Here is a 16,407-nt window from a genome sequence, read left to right as displayed (position 1 = left end):
TCAGCCTCGCTGGGATGCGGCAATGGGGGTTTTCCTGGCCGGGCGCGCACCGAGCGCCGGTCGCGGGTCGAGCGCGCCGCCGGGGTTGGTGAACGACAGAAGCAGCCTGTCGGCCTGGATCGCCGGGCGGCTGAGGCGCGCCGGCGCCGCCGCGCGCGGCCCGGCCATGGCGGCGCGACGGGCAACGGCCAGGTTCACCTTCAGGTCAGGCATGCCGGCGGCGTCGAAGAGGCCGTTGGCGGTGGCGAGCGCGCGGGCGAGCGCATCGGCCTCGAACAGGTCCTGGCGCAACAGCTCGACCAGGCGGCGCACGGCGCGCCAGCGCTCGGTCAGCACCTCCGCCTTGGCTTTCGCTTGCCCGCCCAGCGCCTCGACGGCGGCGCGCGCCTCTGCCGCGGCGGCCTCGGCACGGCATTTGTCCGCTGCCGCGATGATCTTCTCCAGCAGCGCGACGACGTCGTTGCAGTCGTCCAGCGCGATGCGCGCGGCGGAGAGATCGCCGTCGCCGAAAACGGCGCGGTCCTCGGCCTGTTCGCAGCCGCGCCGGCGGGCGATCGCATCATTGAGGTCGGCATCGAGCAAGGCGATGACGGCGGCGTAGTCGGCAGCCGTCCGCGCCCTGCCGAGCTGTTCGGCATGGGGGGATGTGGTCACGGGATGGGTTCCTTGTGGTGGGCTGGAGGCGGTGGAGCGCCAATCTCCCCCTTGTGGAGGAGATTGGCAGGGCAGAGGGAGGCGCGAAGGATCGCGGCGTTGATTCAGCCTGGGTTCTTCGCCCCACCAAGTGGGGCGAAGTGGCTCGGCGAAGCCGAGACGGAGAGGGGATGGCGCCGAGCTGTGCCGGACTCTCCGGCAGAAGCGCCTGCGCCTTACGAAGGCCCCCTCTCCGACCGCTTCGCGGCCACCTCTCCCCCGCCTCGCGGGGGCGAGGAACGCCAGCTCGCCCTACGGCTCGGCGTCGAACACTGGCGTAAATGCCCTTATCGTGCAGGGCGTCGGGTTGACGTGGCGGATCCGCACCCGGCCCTGCCCTTCCCAGCTGTCGTCGATGGGCACCTCGACATTGCCGGTGAACAGGCTCGCCTTGCCGTCGGGCGCGACGATGGAGGGCATGCGCACGCTTTCCCAGCGGCCGCGGATCAGCGACTGCACCTGAAGCCCTGTCGTGTCGGTTTCGAGCAGGGACAGGATGACCCCCGCCACCTTCTTGCGTCGCCCGAGGATCGAGCCGTCCCGGCCGGCGACGTCGAGCTCCAGCGTGTCGGCCTGCGACTGGAACGCAAGCCCGGCCTGCCATTTGGCCGCGACGGCGCCGCCGGGCAGCGTCACCTGGCCGGAGGCGACCGGCAGCCCGCGATAGACCTTGCCGCCGGCCAGCACGTCGACCTTTTCGCCGTTGAGATGGGCAAGCCCGGACACGGTGTTGACGGCGGCGCCCGAATAGGTCAGGCCGCAATCGACCTGGAAGGCGTCCTCCAGCGCCCCATATTCGAACGGCGCCTGCATGATCTCGATATAGCGCCTGGTCACGCCGCCGATGGTCCGCCTGACGATCAGCCAGATGTCGTCGACGCCGTCTTGGCCCGGCGTCACCACAGCGCTTTCGACAGCCGCCCAGCCGGAACCGGCGACGGTACCGCCGAGGCGGTGGCGGTGCATGCCGCGCACCTCCTGCGAGGGTTGGTGGGTGTAGCCGCCGAGCTCGCCATTATCGAGCGGAAACCACAGCATCGGGTCGGGGTCGGTCTGGAACGCCAGCTCGACCACGCCACGCTTGGCGATATGTTCGGAGATCTGGCCGATATCGTCGGAGGTGAAGCGGCCGGTCGAAGCCTGCGTCAGCTCGGCGATCGAGCGGCGCGAGCGCGTGACATAGAGGAACGACTGGCCTGCATCGACGGGGCGGATGCGGGCGCAGCCCGACGTGCGCGAGCGCCGGTTCTTGAACGAGGAGGGCGTCAATGCCTCGTCGATGCCGGAGCCGGAGAGTGCGCGGATGCCGCCGAGCGTCCCGATCAGCAGCGCGCCGTCCGATTCCGCGATCCACGTGATGTCGTTCGCCTGGCCGCCGCCGGCCTGGAGGAATTCCAGCGCGTCGTCATCCTTCTCGCCCAATGCGAAATTGTTGAAATCCCCCGTTGCCGAGGCGTAGACGGAAAACTTGCGGCTGAAGGCCAGGCGCTCCTCGTAGAGCGATCCGCTTTCGACATATTTCCCCGGCACAAGCGTGCCCAGGCGCCAGCGGGATATCGGGCTGAGGTCAGGCAGGGCAAATCCATGCAGTTGGACCTTCACCGCCGTGGCGCTGGTGCGGCTGGTGATCTTGGCCCAGCGCCAGCGGCCGTCGGACGCAAGCAGGCGAATGGCCCGGCCGACGTCCGAAGCCTGGAAGCCGGCGCCGCCGTTGATGCCGGCGGTCGATGACGCCGTGAGGTCGAACGGCGTCTGGCTGGCCGCCGCCCGGTTGAGGTTCAGTTCGGAAAACGCGCTGTCCGAGGCGCCGTTGATCGCCTTCCAAGTAAAGCGGTGATATTCGAACGCCAGCTTGTTCAGAAATTCGTAGTAGCGGGTTTCGCCGCCCGACCAGCCGGTCTCGCCGGTGCGGCTGTCGAGCGTCACCCATGTCGCGCCGTCATTCGATCCTTCAAGCACCCAGATAGTCGGCGTGCGGTCGACCGTTCCGCCGGTGCGTGCGGTCAGATAGTAGTTTTCGAGGATGGCCTGCGCGCCACCGGCAAGCTGGTAGGTGACCGAGCCGTTGGTGGCACCGGCGATGCCGCTGTCCGTCTCTGTCGCCTTGTCGAAAAGCTGGAAGGCGTCCCCTGCCCCGCCCATGCCTGAGACCGTGCCGGAAGGCGCGGTGTTCGACGTCATCTTCGGCGTCAGCGCCCCATAGTCCGCGGGCGTCAGCGTGGTCGGCGTATCGTTGATGTCGTCATAGGGCCCGTCGTCGATCGCGTAGTCGTCGAGCGCCCATGCCGTATGGGCGGTGCGCGTCAGCACCTTGAGCGGATAATCCCTGTGGGAAATCCACATCTGGTCCGCGGACTGCACATAGTCGAGATCGAACAGGTCGGCTTCAAGATAGGGCGAGGCCACCTCGACCGTGCCGACACGCGCGCCATAGGCGTAGACGCGGATGTAAAGATTGCCGAACTCCAGCATGTAGGCCTGGTCGGCCGAGAAGATGAACGGGATCGCCCGCGTCGCCTTGGCGGACGTCTTGACTTCGCCGACGAAACAGGTGCCGCCGCGCTTGCGGATGCCGCCATGCGGCAGGGTGACGAAGTTTTCGCATTTCGACAGCGCCGCGCGGTAGAGATCAAGCGAGGCGCGCGCGTGCAGGCGTGGCGAGATCTCGCCGCGGGTGAAGACGTCCTGGACCGGATAGAGCGTCGCCATCAGCGCATGGCCCCCGCATAAAACCGGCTGTCGCCGCGCTGCCGCGCCCAACTCGATGTCGAAAGCCGTCCGCCGCGCTGGATGGCCTGCGCGGTGAAGGCGGCGTCCAGCGCGCGGTCGTAGGCCGAACGGGCAATGTCGATCATGCCGGCCTTGTGCGTCAGCGGATGCGCGATCTTGATGGCGAGTGCCGCCACCAGCACTTCGGTGAACGGCGCGTCCCAGTCGTTGGGGTCGGTGAGGTTCGCGACATAGCGGATGGTGAGCGGTCCCGCCCGGTCGCTGTAGACCAGCCCCGCCTCCTGCCGCCACGAGATCGCGATGCCGTCCGGCTCGCCATTGTGGGTCAGCGGCAGCGGGCGAAGGCAATCGACGGGGAGTTCATAGACCCAGTTCAGCGTGCAATCGCCGGAACCGGTATCGCTGCCGGCCAGGGATGCCGAAAGGACGGCGAACACCCAGGCGTATTTCGTCAACTCGGCCTCGCGGGTCAGGTCGAAATGCATGTTGAGCAAGCGCGCGGCCTTAATGTCCTCGTCAAGGCTGTCGATCGGCGCCTCGTCAAGGACTGCCAGCGCCATATTGGCGATGTCGGTCGGGGTTATGGCCATGGGTAAGGCCTCCGTGGGTTGTGATTGGGGGAAGTGCGTCTTTCTCCCCGTTCACGGGGAGAAATGCCCGGCAGGGCAATGAGGGGCAGCGCCGGCATCGACGGTTGGCGTCAATGTTCAAGCGCCGGCGCTCGCAGGAAGGAGGTGGGCCTGGCCCACCTCCCGGGAGACGAAACCCTATGCCTCGGTCGTCTTCAGAGCGATGAACGTCATGGTCTTGACGCTCGACGCGGTGCGGTCCCAGTTCGCCGCCAGCGCCAGCTCCGCGTCGGTGGCGAATTCGCCGGCGGTGGAGGCGTCGAGGAAGCGGGTGCCCGGCACATGCGGCACGAAATGCCGGCGGCCGACCATTTCCGTCACCCCGCCGCCATGGCCCTGGCGCGGCTTGCGGTCGAACTCGAGCGGCCCGCCTTCGGTGTTCACGGGCAGCTCGTTCCACAGGATCGCCTTGTCCTTGAACATGAACGCGGTGTAGACGCCCGCCGCCTGCGGGATGTCGTCGTCGACCACGCAGCGCAGCCCCATGTAATAGGGGATGAGCGGCCCGCCCTGCTGCGAGGACGGCACATAGTCGATGAGGTCGGCGAGCTTCAGCGCTTTCATCTGCTTGGAATGGATCCAGAGGGTGCGGAACTTGTCGGCGCGGTCGCCCATCAGGTAGGCCGCCTCGATGATGTCGGTGTCGACGATGGAGGCGCCGGTGGCGCGCACCAGGTCGCCGCCGTCATTGGCCAGATTGTCGGCGACGACGCCCTTGAGCATGCCGATGAGGGTCAGCTTGTTGGCGCGCTGCCAGTACTCGGTCTGCCGCTTGACGATCAGCTTCTGCGGATCGTCGCCCGCCAGGATGGAGGTCAGGTCGGGAACGCCCCACGCCTGGGCGCGGACATTGCGGGCGGCGACCTCGCGGCGCGAGCCGATCTTCTTCATCTCGATGGAATCGGCCGGGTCGTCATTGACCGGCTCGGACGGATCGTTGCCGAGGTCCTTCCAGCCGGGCATGTCGACGGAACGGCCGCCCATCGACAGTTTCGAGGAGATGGCCGGATCGGAAAACAGGATGCCGGCCTGGTAGATTTCGAGCGACTGGACGTGCTCCTCGAAAGCGTATTGGGCATAAACGGACGGAACGATCGCGTCCGCGATACGGGTATAGGCGTCTGCCATTTTGTCTTCCTTTGAGAGATTGATCGGCGGCTGATGCGTCGGGATCAGAGCGGGTTGTTCGGCATCCAGAGATCCGGGTTTTCGCCCGCTTCCCTGGCCAGCCGCCGGGCGCGTTGAGGGTCGCTTTTGACAAGGGCTGAAATGGCCGAAACGTTGCGCTCGCCGGCGGCGTTGCGCCGGAAGGGGTTTTGCCCCCGCGGCGCCGCGTCGGCGTCGATCGTGTCTTCGCGGAACATCGCCTCGCCGATCGCCTGGAAGGCCCTGGCGATCTGCGGATCGGTCAGGGCGCCGTCGGGCAGAAGGATGCCCTTCTGCTTGTAGGCATCGACCAGGCCGAGCTTCTTCATCGCCCGGTTGGCCACCTCCAGCTTCTGGCGAAAGCCATCGCTGTCGGCCGGGCCCCAATCCTTGACGAGGTCGTCATGGGTGGCTTCGACCGAGCGGGCGAGCGCTGCCTGCTGGGCCGCCGCCTGCTCGGCCATGTAGCCGACGAACCTGTCATGATAGGCCTGGGCGATCTTCGGCGTGGCGCCGGCTTCGACCGCCCAGGCCTTGGACGCCTGGGCGAGTTCGTCCGAATAGGCGAAGGTTTCCGGCAGGCCGTCGGGCCGCCGGTATTCGACCTTTTCGGGCGATGTCAGCGGACGCATCGCCTCGGGCAGCCGGGCATGGAATTTGTCCCAGTCTTCCTTAGGCGCGTCCCTGGCTGGAACGCGCAGGCTTTCGCCCTGCCGCCGCTCCAGCTCCGCATAGGATGTGAAAACCCGATCGAGGCTTTCAGGCTTGGTCCAGCCCTTGGCTTCAGCAAGCTTGCGGTTGCCTTCGGAAAGACCGTCAAACCAACTCTTGCCGGCAAGCCCGGCGGACCCGTTATCCGCGCCTGCCGGTGGCCGTTCCGGGTTGCCCGCCGGCTGCGACGAGGCAACCACGGACCCGGCATCTGCCAGATCTGTCATGTGATGTTCCTTTTGAGGGTTAGGTTGAAAGTGAGCTTGGTGGCGCCGCCAATCGTCCTTGTGTGAGGGTGAGGAGCGGTCTACGCGGCAGGAAGGGCGGCCAGACACGGCCGGGACCGCTCAGGCTGAATCATTTTGACAGGCATCGGCGCTAGCGCCTTGTTCGAAAGAGGTGTTTCGCCTCCCGGTTCATCAACGCCCGAGAAACCATGTCTTATATCGTGACAGCCTGTGCCGCCGTTCCGCCGCAATGCGGCCGCACGGGACGATCGATAGGGATTTCAAATCTTTAAGGGAGACGTCACATGAACCTTCACAAAACAACTGCCGCCGTTTTGATGATCGCCGCGCTGGCGGGCTGCGCGCAGACGGAAGGCCAGCAGCGGGCCGGAACCGGTGCGCTGATCGGCGGCGCCGGCGGCGCCCTCGTCGGCCAGGCCATCGGCGGCAACACCAAGAGCACGGTCATCGGCGCGGCCAGCGGCGCCTTGCTCGGCGCCGTCGTCGGCTCGGCCACCACCCCGCAGCGCCGCGGCGACCAGCTCTGCCGCTACCAGGACCGCTACGGCCGCATCTACACCGCGCCTTGCGACGACCGGTACTACAACGGCAATTATTGAATCACCGGCGGCCAGACCGCCGATCTCCCCCCTCGTGGGGGAGATGTCCGGCAGGACAGAGGGGGGCGCCGTAGAGCGCCGACCTCGATCGTCGCCGAACTTTGAACATGCCCATAGGTTTGCCGTCTAGGGCCAGGCCTGAGCGACCGCTCGTGATTTGATCGCCGTGCGATGAGCACGGCAAAGGTCGGCGGGACAGCGCCCCCCTCTGCCCTGCCGGGCATCTCCCCCACGAGGGGAGAGATCGGCGCTTCAGCGCCTCACCTCTCCTCCATCCGTGCCGCCTTTTCCAGCGCCACGAGCTGCGCCTCGTCCAGCGTCAGGAACCCCATAATGTGCTGCACCACTTCGGCGCGGGCGTTGCTGAGCGCGCTGTGCAGCTCGAAGCCGTTGGGCGTTCTGGTGCGCGCCATCCACTCGCCGTATGACGGACGCCTGAAATAGCCGACCGTCGCCGCGAGATCGGCCAGCACCATTTCGCCGTCCTCGCCGGAGAACACGCGCATATACGCCTTGACCAGCGCCTCGCGCGCTTTGGCGGGGCCGCCGCTTTGCGACGCGTGGGCGAAGCGTTTGCGGCTCATGCGCGCTGTCCGGCCGGCATCGCGCCCTGGGCGCCGGCATCAGGTGCCGGCCCATCGGCGGTGCCGCCCTGCAGCATGCCTTGCAGGCCTTCGAGCAGGCCGCTGTCGCGCGCCTGCACGGCCGCCGGCACGGCATCCTTGGCCACCTTGCCGGCGGTGGCGATCGCCGCCATGCCGGCCTGCGCCTGGCTGGCCTTGGCCCTCGCGTCGCGCAGGCCAGCCACCTCATCCTTGCGGCGGAAGATGCGCTGCGGGCTGCGGCCGGCGCTCTGCACGATCTTGAGCGCCTCGTCGCTGTCGATATTGTCCATCACATCAGGGTCGAACTGCGCCATCTGCATGGCCGTGGTCACCAGCTGGATGGTGTCGCGCGCTTCCGCCGAGCGGCGCAAGACATCGAGCGGACCGGTGAAGGTCGGCCGCACCGCCTTGCCCGCCAGGCTCGCCGGCGGCAGGAAGCGGCTGTCCTCGTCATAGAGACCCTTGTCCTCCAATATGCCGAGCTCGCGGTCGAGATTGGTGGCAAAGCCCGCCTGGATGATCGAGCCCGACGGCCCCAGCAGCGCGCCCTTCTCCTCCTGGCGGATCAGCGCCTCGGTGGCGGTCATCTGCGGGTTCTGCACCAGGGTCTGGAACAGGTTGACGAACATCATGTCGCGGATCTCCTCCGCCCGGCTCGCCGCATAGTCGAAGGCGTAGCTCGGGTTCTGCCCGGTGGTGATCGGCGCGATCAGCGGCCTTCCATTGTCGTCGATGAGGCCAGGATAATTCTCGCCCGGATCGAGCACCGGCACATAGTCGAGCCTGGCCTTCGACGCCGTCGGCGGATCGGTGATCTGTTGCAGCGCGCGCAGGCCCGAGCGGCGGACCGCGTTTTCCTCGCGCACGGTCGTCAAGGCTTCGATGGTCGGCGAGATGCCATAGGCGTCGCCCTCGTAGCGGCGCCAGTTGAACGCCGACACCGGGAAGGTGCGAAAACCGCTCTCGCGCACGATCTCCTCCTCGTCCTCGATGACATGGTAGGAGGCGAAGGCGGCGTCGAGATAGCGGTAGCTTCCGCCCGATCGGTACATGCGGCGCTCGTCACGCGGCTGGATGCACTGGATGAGCGCGATCTTCTCCTCGCATTTGGCGGGGTCGTCGACCAGCGTCCTGATGCGCGCCGGCAGTTTTTCGTAGCCGAGCAGCTGCGCCGCCTGGCGCGCGGTGCGTTCGTAGCGGCGGTGGAAGATGTCGACCTGGCCCCAGCGGTTGCGCGAGAGATAGCCTTCCACCACCGGGATCGAGGCGTAGCGGATCAGCGTCGAACCGAACCCTTCCTCGGCATAGAGATAGGCCGGACCGTAGCGCACGACATTGCGCAGGCAGGCTTGCGTCGCCGGCACGAAATTGGAATTGGCGGAGTAGCGCAGCGAAAACAGGAAGTCGCGCAGGTTTTCCGCCCATTCCTTTTCCTCGTCGGTCTCCTCGTCGTCCATCTCGGCGGTGGTCAGCCCGTGCCATTTCTCCGACTGCGGGATGATCAGGCTTTCGAGCCCCGCGGCCAGCCGGTTGGCGGCCGAGTTTATGGTGTTGGCATAGACGCGGGCGCCGCGCCGCTCCTGCCGCTCGGCCTGGTTGTCGCCGCGGCGGGCGCCGCGCCCGGACAGGATATCGGGCGCATCGGGATCGCAGAACTCCGCCACCGCCTCCCACACGGGCTCGTAGGCGGCGCGCTCGCTCTCGAGCTCGGACTGGCGGGAAAGAATATCGCGGGCACGGGAATCGCTGGTCATGGGGGCCTCGTTAAAACTGGGGGATCTCCCCCTTTGAGGGGGAGATGGCCGCAAAGCGGCCAGAGGGGGTCGGATCGACCGGGTTCGGCCTTCTGCAACAGAAGGAGGTTAGCGCTTCATGCGAGGCGACCCCCTCTGTCGCCTCCGGCGACATCTCCCCCTCAAGGGGGGAGATCGGCAGCTTCAGCCGACGATGTCATCCTTTTGCGCGGTTCTTGGTCTAGGAACGCTTCGCGGCGGGGTTTTGCAGGAGGTCGATGTGACGACGACAAGCCTTGCCGCCCTGAAGAACCAGAGCAAACGTACCGTTAAACGGCTCATCGGCTACGATTCCCGCAACTGGCTGCGCATCCGCCAGATCGAGGCCTTCACCACCTTCCTGACGGCCGCCAACCGCAAATCGCGCGACGTGATCGAGATCTCGCCCGGCTGGAATCGCTACTGGAAGGCGATGTGCCCCAACTATCGCTCGGTCGACTTCCCCGATTTCGACATCTGCAAGGATCGCACCGACGAGCAATATTCCATCGTCATCGCCGATCAGGTGCTGGAGCATGTACAGCGGCCGCAGGCGGCGGCGCGGAACATCCACGCCATGACCCGCGAGGGCGGCTGGGCGATGGTGGCGACGCCCTTCCTGTTTCGCGTCCACGCCAGGCCGCACGACTACAACAGGTGGACGCCGGCCGGCCTGAAGCAGTTGATGGTCGATGGCGGCTTCGCCGAGGACAACGTCCAGGCGTTCGGCTGGGGCAACAAGGCCTGCGCCCGCGCCCACATAGGCGGCCCGGTCCGCGCCTACGGCCTGTGGCGGGACCTCAGCAACGACGAGGAATACCCGATGATGGTCTGGGCATTCGCGAAGAAGGGGTGAGCGGTGGAAGCTGCCAATCTCCCCCCTCGTGGGGGAGATTGGCAGCGTTCACCCGCCACGCCGCTTCACCAACCTTGCATGCCGCCTCCAGTACCACCAGTCCAGCACGCGCCGGCGAAAACTGCGCTTCATCGCGGTCATGGTCACATCCCCAAAAGCACGCGGCGCTGGCCGGCGAGGCTGCCGGGCGCCAGATCGGTCTTGATGGTGCTGGCCGTGCCCTGGCGTTGTTCGAGCTCAGCCCGAAGTGCTGCTTCGCGCGCCTGCACGTCCTTATCCCCGGCCGTCGGCACTGCCGGCAGCGGCTTCAGTTCCGGTGGTTTTTGAAACAGACACATGGTTCCAGCCTTCTCTTGTCCAGTCGTAAAGGAAAAAATCTTCGCCGTTCCTGCCATATCCAGGCAGCAGGCAGCGCTGCGTGGCGCCGAGCCGCCCAAGCCAGCGCAGCGCCAGTTCATTGCCGGCCAGCGCCCGCGCCTCGACCCGCCAGGCACCGCGGGCGGAAACTTGCGGACCGAGCACCGCGTGAAAGAACTCCGTAATCCCGGGCACGCAGCGCCTCATGCGGCGCGTGCCCCAGCTCCAGGCGATCCAAAGCCCGCTCCGCTGTTCGGCCGCGCCGAAGCCGACCTCCGGATTGCCGCCGAGCTCGGCCACATAGGCAAACCCTTGCAGCGCGGTGAGCGCCAGCAGCGCCGGCGACCAGTAGTCGAGCTGGCAATCGATCTCGGCGCGATCCTCGGGCCGCAAATTGGCGGCGATATAGGAGAGATCGCGCAGGGTCGCGGGGATGATGCGGAGGGTCATGCGGATGCCAGAGCCCGGGGGATAAGGTTCATCTGTGTGAGTGCCGCGTGAAAAATTCACGCCCTTGACCGGTCTCCTCTCCGGTGACCTACTTCGACCATAGAATGCGGGAGCAAAACATCGGTCATCCAATTGAAGGGAGACGGGCGAATGGACATTCGATCGGCGCTGACGCAGCTATGCGAGGCCTTCAACGCGCACGATCTCGATCGGATCATGGCGTTCTTTTCCGACGACTGCATTCTGGAGATGCCGAGGGGAGGCAAGCCCTGGGGTTCTCGTTTCGAGGGCAAGGCAAACGTACGGAAAGCACTGGCGACACGCTTTGAAGGCTTGCCCGATGTCCACTACGGCAACGCCGAACATTTTGTGGATTCGACCGCCGATACCGGCATCTCGAAATGGACGCTCACCGGCACCACACGCGAGGGGGAGAAAAAGGAGGTCCGGGGTTGCGACTTCTACACGTTTCGCGACGGCAAGGTGATCCGCAAGGATTCATATTGGAAAATCCTGGAGTAGGCGCAGGGACATCGCAGCGAGGGTCATGGGCCGGCGCCGGAGCGCCCGTTTCCTCCAGCGGGAATTGCGCTGCCGCGACGCTCCGAAGAGCCCTCCGCCCTCACCTGAACGCCCCCAGCGGATCGCTCTGCCCCTTCGCCCGCCTCGCCGCCTTGAACTCCGCCGGATCCACCATCGCCTCGCGCAGCATCATCACGCCGTAGCGCGTCGCCGCCATCAAATCGTCGCGCAGTTTCACCACCTGGCCGTCCTTGCGATGGTAGAGCCGGAACTCCTCGAACCAGGGGACAAGCGTCGAAAACACCTTGAAGCGGCCGGATTGCATGCGGTCGAGCATCTCCATCAGCCCGGCCTCGACCGAGACAGAGCCGTCGGGGAATTGCGCGTGGCGGGTCAGCATGTTGAGCCCATGCGCGGCATATTGCTTGGCGAGCGCCGTGCCCGCCCCTTCCAGCGTCTCGCGGCGGCCGTCGCGCGGCCACGCCCAGGGCAGCCATTCGCCCCAAGGCTTCAGGGTCAGCGCCTGCATGGCGGGAGTCTGCTGCGAGGCGCGCGCGGCCTTGGCGACATAGACGACGTCGGCCTCTGTATCCCAGGCGAGCTCGACCGCGGCGGAAGGGTGGTCCCAGCCGAAATCGAGCGCCCCGATGCGCGGCCAGTAGCGCGGCAGCCGGAAGGGCGCGCAGGCAATCAACTCCTCCGCCACCGGAAAGATGCGGCCGGACCCCAGCACCGGAATGCCCCGGGCGCGGGCCTCGCGCTCATGCGCGGGATAGGCGGCAACGATCGCCGCGCGCTCCTCGGGCGAATAATGCTCGGCGTCGTCGATGGTCATGAAGGTGACGTGACGGGACATGGGGGATCCTGAATCACTTTCGAGATAATCGATGTAGCGTCTTGTGAAGGCTAGGTTTTTCGGACCAACGTCGCGCCGCCCCTCACCTGCCTGCCGGCACCCTCTCCCCGTATAGTGACGGGGAGAGGGGTGCTGTTGTCGACGGTTTCGCCAATCGCGAACGTTCAAAAATCGGCGCCGAGATTGCGGCCAGCTCCCTTCTCCCCGTCATTACGGGGAGAAGGTGGCGGCAGCCGGATGAGGGGCAGCGCCGACGAAGGGGAGCAAGCGCCAAGTGCGATGCCGCTCTTCCCCAATCAGTTTCTTCTCCATCACCCCTTCCCCATCCCCTCCACCTTCGCCGCCGACAAAAACAGCAGCACCACATCGGACATGCCGAGCAGCGGCGTGAAGGTGACGATGGTGATGCCGCCGGTGGCGTTGGTGCGGGTGAGGCCCTCGGAATAAATGTCGAGCGGCGGTTCCTCGTCGAACCAGACGCCGTGCAGCGTTTCGCCCTGCCATTTCTCGCGGCCCTTCTCGAAACTCTTGAACGACAGCACGCTCTCGCCGGCCTGCACGTCGCCGCCGCCGCCATGGCGCACCACGATGCTGTCGAGCGCGCCCGGCGCGCCGCGGCCCATCATGGTGTCGACGATGGCATCGGCCGGGATCATGCCGGTGCCCCATTGCGCCTGCTGCTGCGGCGGGCCGACCAGCACGCGCTGCGGATTGTCGCGCGTGCCCTCGCCGGTCACGCCGGCGGCCCACAGCCGCACGGGCGCATCGAAAACCTTGCCTTGCCACCACGCGGGATAGCGGCCGGTCAGGTGCATGGCCCATTCGGCGCCGCCGGCGCGGGTCTTGCCGAGCTGGTTGCCGGCCATGAACAGCCGCTCGCGGTTGGCGGCGCCTGCCGCGTGAAACGCCGCCTGCCTGGCATAGGGCCGGTAGGCGGCAAGCTGGTTGGTACGACGCCTGCGGTCAAGCTCCGCCAGCAGCGCCAGATATTCCGTCCTCGCCGCCACCGGCGATGTCTTCGAGGAACGGTTTGACCGCGGCTTCGAGCGCGCGGATGCGGCTGCGGATCTCTTCATCGCTCAGGGCATCCAGATGGTTGACGGCGACATCGAAATCCTTGGGCAGCACCGAAAGCACGATCTTCAAATACTGGTCAGGCTTGTCGGCCCGCACTTCGGCGATGACGCCGGCGCCATGGGCGCGGAAATCTGCGCGCACGGCGGCGAGAAAGTCGTCGCCCAGCGTTTTCTTCGGGCGTTTGCGGCGGGTCTCCGGCGCGGCCTCCGGGCTTGCGCTCCGGCTGGCGGCCGGCTTGCGCCCTTTGCCGCGCGCCGGCACTGCGGCGGTTTCGTCAGCCATGGCCCGTCACCGCCTCGGCATCGCCGGCCTTGGCCTTCGACGGCACGGACTTGACCGACCGGACCCGCTTCTTCTTCGAGCGGGTGGATTTCCTCCTGACGTTCCTGGCGCCCTTCGGCCGCCGGGCAGGTTTTGCGACGCCCGGCAGATCCTTCAGGCCCGCCATGGCGAGGCCGATGGCGCCGCTATGAATTGTCGCCTGCGGGAAAGCGAAGCCGCCGGCCGCGTCCCGAACCATGCCGATCAGCACGCCGGGCGCGACCTGCTCGATCCGGCCGAGCCGCGTCTGCGGTGCCGCACCCTCGAATTCGCCAATGGCGCTGACGACCTCAAGGCCGTCATCCCCGGTGATGATGGTGGCATAGCGTGGCATGGGATTTCTCGCGGATAATCGTCAGGTTCGAAACGTCGCATTCCTTCGCGTCCCCCTCTGTCCTGCCGGACATCTCCCCCACGAGGGGGAAGATCGCAGCTTCGGCGCCTCGCTTTTTTCTACAACGTTGGCGATTGGCGAAAGCCGGGACAACAGCCGATCTCCCCACCCGTGGGGGAGATGGCCGGCAGGCCAGAGGGGGGCGCCGTAGAGCGCCATCCTTCGAAGAGGAAAGCAAAACCAGAAACACAAAACCCGCCTCGGCGGCGGGTCATCGGCGCAACTCAGCACCATAGATAAAAACATAGCATAGTTGCCTTCACCCCGTCAACAGGTTTTAGGAAAAAATTCCTTATCGGCTTTAGGCATCCCCGCGCAGCGAATGCACGCCTTCACGGCATGGGCGAACAGGATCAGCCCAACTAATGAACCGGGGCTTCGTCACAATCTCGCTGTGAAGGTCGCTAAGCGCGTTGAATGAAGATCCGCTCGAATATCGCGCCAATACCCAGCACGACCGGCGCTCTTGTTTCGGCGGCGCCAGAATCAAAAACCCGCCTCGGGGGCGGGTCATCGGCGCAACTCAGCACCATAGATAGAAACATAGCATAGTTGCCTTCACCCCGTCAACAGTCTTTAAGAAAAAAATCCTATCTTGCCCGTCCCAGCGTGATCCTCCCCCGGCCTATCGGCTTTGTCAGTTGGGTGCTGGAGCATTGACCGCGAATTGCGCGGCGAACGCCCTGCCATAGGCGGGCCGGGCTTCGCCGCGGGCCACATAGGCAGCCAGGTTTTGATATTCGTCCAGAATGCCCGACATTCTGAGCCGCAGCAGCACAGATACCATCAACAGATCGCCCGCGCTGAACGCGCCGTCGAGCCAGTCGGCGCCGCCCAGATGGGCCGAGAGCCTGTCCAGCCGGGCGCGAACGCGGTCCTTCACCAATGGCAGGCGCTCCTCGCTCCAGGGCTTGTCGGCCTCGAATATTTTTGCCGTCGTCAGTTCGAGGATCGGCAGCTCGACGGTGTTGAGCGCGGCAAACATCCAGGTGATGGCGCGGGCGCGGGCATCGCGATCCTCCGGCAGCAGCCCCGGATACCGCTCGGCAAGGTGGAAGACGATCGAGCCGGTCTCGAACAGGCAGAGCGAACCGTCCTCGTAGGTGGGGATCTGGCCGAAGGGCTGAATGGCCAGATGGTCGGGCGCCTTCATCTCGGCATGGGAAACCAGACGAACCTCGTAGGGCTGGCCCACTTCCTCGAGCGCCCAGCGAACGCGCGTGTCGCGCGCCAGTCCCTTGCCGCCGTCGGGCGACCGTTTGAATGCCGTAATGGTGACTGTCATCGCATCCGCTTCCTTGCCTGTTTCCTGGGCTTCCTGGCGATGACGAACAAGCCTGCGCTGCAGCCCGACATCGGTCTTGAACTATTTTCCTTGCCGAGCGCGGATCGCGAATGGATGTCCGCGCGTTCTGAACGCCTATGCACGCCGCCTCAAAGTGACCTCGGTTTTGGGCGACATGCGTAGGCCGATACCTGCAAGTGCGTCGCACGGGCCCTGTTCAGCGTGACGCGCCTCACCGATGGGAGCAACCGCCATGAACGTCGCCAACCTGCAACTCGAGGGCCTGCTGATGGCCGTCGCATCGATCAACCACGTCCTGGTCAGGAAGGGCGTGCTGACATCAGAGGAGATCGACATCGCCCTGCGCAAGGCCGAAGCCGGCGAAACCAGCGAGGAGCGGTCCGAGGGCATGTCGGCGTCGAGCCGCGACGCCGTCAATTTCCCGATCCGGCTGCTGGAGCTCGCCAACCAGTGCCAGCCCGAAGCTGACATGCCGTCCTTTTCGAAACTGGCGCGCATGGTCGGCCAGATGAAGGAACCCTACAACGACCAGATGTAGCTACGCCCTGCCCGGCCATCCCGGATTGAGCGAAAGCACGCGGCCCGGCCCGTGCACGGCGGCGAACAGCAGCCCGGCCAGGAAGGAAAAATGGTCGACGAAGAAGCCGAATTCCGCCTGGTTGCCGGCCCAGTGGCTCGGTCCGTGGAAGGCGAAGCCGAGGAACAGCACGTAGACCGCCGCGACCAGCGCGGCCGGCGTGAAGAAGGCGCCGGTGAGGAAAGCGATCACCAGCAGCACCTCCAGTATCGCCGCGCACCAGGCCAGGAGCAGCGGAAACGGAAAGCCGGCGGCGGCGATATAGCCGGCGGTGGCGCCCATGCCCATGAACTTGAACGTCACCGCCATCAGGAAGACGGCCGCGAAGATCAGGCGGGCGATGAGCAAGGCGGCGGTCTGCCACGGCGATTGGACGGTTGGCGACGGCATGGTTGTTCTCCCGTTTCGTTTGCTTGTCTTACCCAATTCCGGATGGAAACCGAACTTTCCTGGAATTGCTCCTAGGACGCGCCACGCACCGCGCATCCGACATATCCGCCGAAGTTTTTTCCGGATGTCGTGATCGGCGCCACATGATCGGGCCGCTGTCGCAAAAAC

The 16,407-nt window shown here is 66.0% G+C and carries 17 protein-coding genes and 2 pseudogenes; 4 read left to right on the top strand and 15 right to left on the bottom strand.

From position 1 onward, the window contains the following. From LB547_RS28450 to LB547_RS28430, 5 genes are all read right to left on the bottom strand, one after another. Complete coding sequence (locus tag LB547_RS28450) at positions 1-654, bottom strand: hypothetical protein (RefSeq protein WP_140759848.1); 654 nt, start codon at positions 652-654, stop codon at positions 1-3. Positions 655-945: 291 nt separating this feature from the next. Next, the gene (locus tag LB547_RS28445; RefSeq protein ID WP_140759845.1) at positions 946-3,402 is read right to left on the bottom strand and encodes a hypothetical protein; all 2,457 of its coding nucleotides are present in this window, start codon (positions 3,400-3,402) and stop codon (positions 946-948) included. After that, positions 3,402-4,013, bottom strand: coding sequence for a hypothetical protein (locus LB547_RS28440; RefSeq protein ID WP_140759842.1), 612 nt, complete (start codon positions 4,011-4,013; stop codon positions 3,402-3,404). The genes LB547_RS28445 and LB547_RS28440 overlap by 1 nt, the downstream gene beginning before the upstream one ends. Before the next feature lie 177 nt (positions 4,014-4,190). After that, positions 4,191-5,180, bottom strand: a complete 990-nt coding sequence (locus tag LB547_RS28435; protein ID WP_140515933.1) for a Coat protein — start codon at positions 5,178-5,180, stop codon at positions 4,191-4,193. A gap of 44 nt (positions 5,181-5,224) precedes the next feature. After that, positions 5,225-6,136 carry a hypothetical protein gene (locus LB547_RS28430; protein ID WP_140759839.1) on the bottom strand — a complete coding sequence of 304 codons (912 nt, stop codon included), beginning with the start codon at positions 6,134-6,136 and terminating at the stop codon, positions 5,225-5,227. 305 nt (positions 6,137-6,441) lie between these two features. Between LB547_RS28430 and LB547_RS28425 the strand changes: the two genes are divergently transcribed. Continuing rightward, on the top strand, positions 6,442-6,756 hold the full coding sequence (locus LB547_RS28425) for a YMGG-like glycine zipper-containing protein (protein ID WP_140521524.1): 315 nt from the start codon (positions 6,442-6,444) through the stop codon (positions 6,754-6,756). 260 nt (positions 6,757-7,016) lie between these two features. On the opposite strand, the gene LB547_RS28420 is transcribed toward LB547_RS28425, so the two are convergent. Next, positions 7,017-7,340 (bottom strand): hypothetical protein, encoded by a 324-nt coding sequence (locus LB547_RS28420; RefSeq protein WP_140759836.1) that lies wholly within the window; start codon positions 7,338-7,340, stop codon positions 7,017-7,019. Further along, complete coding sequence (locus tag LB547_RS28415; protein WP_140759832.1) at positions 7,337-9,115, bottom strand: portal protein; 1,779 nt, start codon at positions 9,113-9,115, stop codon at positions 7,337-7,339. Before LB547_RS28415 ends, LB547_RS28420 begins: the two co-directional genes overlap by 4 nt. A 259-nt stretch (positions 9,116-9,374) precedes the next feature. Between LB547_RS28415 and LB547_RS28410 the strand changes: the two genes are divergently transcribed. After that, positions 9,375-9,989 carry a class I SAM-dependent methyltransferase gene (locus LB547_RS28410; RefSeq protein WP_224519113.1) on the top strand — a complete coding sequence of 205 codons (615 nt, stop codon included), beginning with the start codon at positions 9,375-9,377 and terminating at the stop codon, positions 9,987-9,989. A 143-nt stretch (positions 9,990-10,132) separates the two neighbouring features. Here LB547_RS28410 and LB547_RS32430 read toward each other — a convergent pair whose 3' ends face one another. Beyond that, complete coding sequence (locus LB547_RS32430; RefSeq protein ID WP_263483546.1) at positions 10,133-10,258, bottom strand: hypothetical protein; 126 nt, start codon at positions 10,256-10,258, stop codon at positions 10,133-10,135. A gap of 4 nt (positions 10,259-10,262) precedes the next feature. Continuing rightward, positions 10,263-10,796 carry a hypothetical protein gene (locus LB547_RS28405; protein WP_140759812.1) on the bottom strand — a complete coding sequence of 178 codons (534 nt, stop codon included), beginning with the start codon at positions 10,794-10,796 and terminating at the stop codon, positions 10,263-10,265. A gap of 150 nt (positions 10,797-10,946) precedes the next feature. Between LB547_RS28405 and LB547_RS28400 the strand changes: the two genes are divergently transcribed. Next, complete coding sequence (locus tag LB547_RS28400; RefSeq protein ID WP_140759803.1) at positions 10,947-11,318, top strand: nuclear transport factor 2 family protein; 372 nt, start codon at positions 10,947-10,949, stop codon at positions 11,316-11,318. A 100-nt stretch (positions 11,319-11,418) separates the two neighbouring features. Here the strand turns inward: LB547_RS28400 and LB547_RS28395 are convergent. From LB547_RS28395 to LB547_RS28375, 5 genes and pseudogenes are all read right to left on the bottom strand, one after another. Next, a pseudogene (locus LB547_RS28395) lies at positions 11,419-12,294 on the bottom strand (terminase large subunit domain-containing protein); the annotation flags it as partial. Between the two features lie 227 nt (positions 12,295-12,521). After that, positions 12,522-13,250 (bottom strand): annotated as a pseudogene (locus tag LB547_RS28390) (terminase large subunit domain-containing protein); the annotation flags it as partial. Beyond that, positions 13,138-13,533: a hypothetical protein gene (locus tag LB547_RS28385; protein WP_140521519.1), complete on the bottom strand. Its 396-nt coding sequence runs from the start codon at positions 13,531-13,533 to the stop codon at positions 13,138-13,140. The pseudogene LB547_RS28390 and the gene LB547_RS28385, both read right to left, overlap by 113 nt. Continuing rightward, positions 13,526-13,906 (bottom strand): hypothetical protein, encoded by a 381-nt coding sequence (locus LB547_RS28380; RefSeq protein WP_140521518.1) that lies wholly within the window; start codon positions 13,904-13,906, stop codon positions 13,526-13,528. The genes LB547_RS28385 and LB547_RS28380 overlap by 8 nt, the downstream gene beginning before the upstream one ends. Positions 13,907-14,603: 697 nt before the next feature. Beyond that, entirely contained in the window at positions 14,604-15,251 is a 648-nt protein-coding gene (locus LB547_RS28375; protein ID WP_140759793.1) for a glutathione S-transferase family protein, read from the bottom strand. 253 nt (positions 15,252-15,504) lie between these two features. Here LB547_RS28375 and LB547_RS28370 point away from each other — a divergent pair, with 253 nt between their 5' ends. After that, positions 15,505-15,810, top strand: coding sequence for a hypothetical protein (locus LB547_RS28370; RefSeq protein ID WP_140499979.1), 306 nt, complete (start codon positions 15,505-15,507; stop codon positions 15,808-15,810). Here LB547_RS28370 and LB547_RS28365 read toward each other — a convergent pair whose 3' ends face one another. Beyond that, positions 15,811-16,239: a DoxX family protein gene (locus LB547_RS28365; RefSeq protein ID WP_140759789.1), complete on the bottom strand. Its 429-nt coding sequence runs from the start codon at positions 16,237-16,239 to the stop codon at positions 15,811-15,813. Positions 16,240-16,407: the final 168 nt, after the last annotated feature.

The organism is Mesorhizobium sp. B264B1B (assembly GCF_020165765.1).
Lineage (GTDB): Bacteria > Pseudomonadota > Alphaproteobacteria > Rhizobiales > Rhizobiaceae > Mesorhizobium.
Note: the sequence above shows the minus strand (reverse complement) of the source record. Positions and strands in the feature narration are given on the sequence as shown.

Coding starts and splice junctions, on each gene's coding strand:
- LB547_RS28445 (WP_140759845.1), bottom strand. CDS start 3,402: ATGGCGACGCTCTATCCGGTCCAGGACGTCTTCACCCGCGGCGAGATC.
- LB547_RS28440 (WP_140759842.1), bottom strand. CDS start 4,013: ATGGCCATAACCCCGACCGACATCGCCAATATGGCGCTGGCAGTCCTT.
- LB547_RS28435 (WP_140515933.1), bottom strand. CDS start 5,180: ATGGCAGACGCCTATACCCGTATCGCGGACGCGATCGTTCCGTCCGTT.
- LB547_RS28430 (WP_140759839.1), bottom strand. CDS start 6,136: ATGACAGATCTGGCAGATGCCGGGTCCGTGGTTGCCTCGTCGCAGCCG.
- LB547_RS28425 (WP_140521524.1), top strand. CDS start 6,442: ATGAACCTTCACAAAACAACTGCCGCCGTTTTGATGATCGCCGCGCTG.
- LB547_RS28420 (WP_140759836.1), bottom strand. CDS start 7,340: ATGAGCCGCAAACGCTTCGCCCACGCGTCGCAAAGCGGCGGCCCCGCC.
- LB547_RS28415 (WP_140759832.1), bottom strand. CDS start 9,115: ATGACCAGCGATTCCCGTGCCCGCGATATTCTTTCCCGCCAGTCCGAG.
- LB547_RS28405 (WP_140759812.1), bottom strand. CDS start 10,796: ATGACCCTCCGCATCATCCCCGCGACCCTGCGCGATCTCTCCTATATC.
- LB547_RS28400 (WP_140759803.1), top strand. CDS start 10,947: ATGGACATTCGATCGGCGCTGACGCAGCTATGCGAGGCCTTCAACGCG.
- LB547_RS28385 (WP_140521519.1), bottom strand. CDS start 13,533: ATGGCTGACGAAACCGCCGCAGTGCCGGCGCGCGGCAAAGGGCGCAAG.
- LB547_RS28380 (WP_140521518.1), bottom strand. CDS start 13,906: ATGCCACGCTATGCCACCATCATCACCGGGGATGACGGCCTTGAGGTC.
- LB547_RS28375 (WP_140759793.1), bottom strand. CDS start 15,251: ATGACAGTCACCATTACGGCATTCAAACGGTCGCCCGACGGCGGCAAG.
- LB547_RS28370 (WP_140499979.1), top strand. CDS start 15,505: ATGAACGTCGCCAACCTGCAACTCGAGGGCCTGCTGATGGCCGTCGCA.
- LB547_RS28365 (WP_140759789.1), bottom strand. CDS start 16,239: ATGCCGTCGCCAACCGTCCAATCGCCGTGGCAGACCGCCGCCTTGCTC.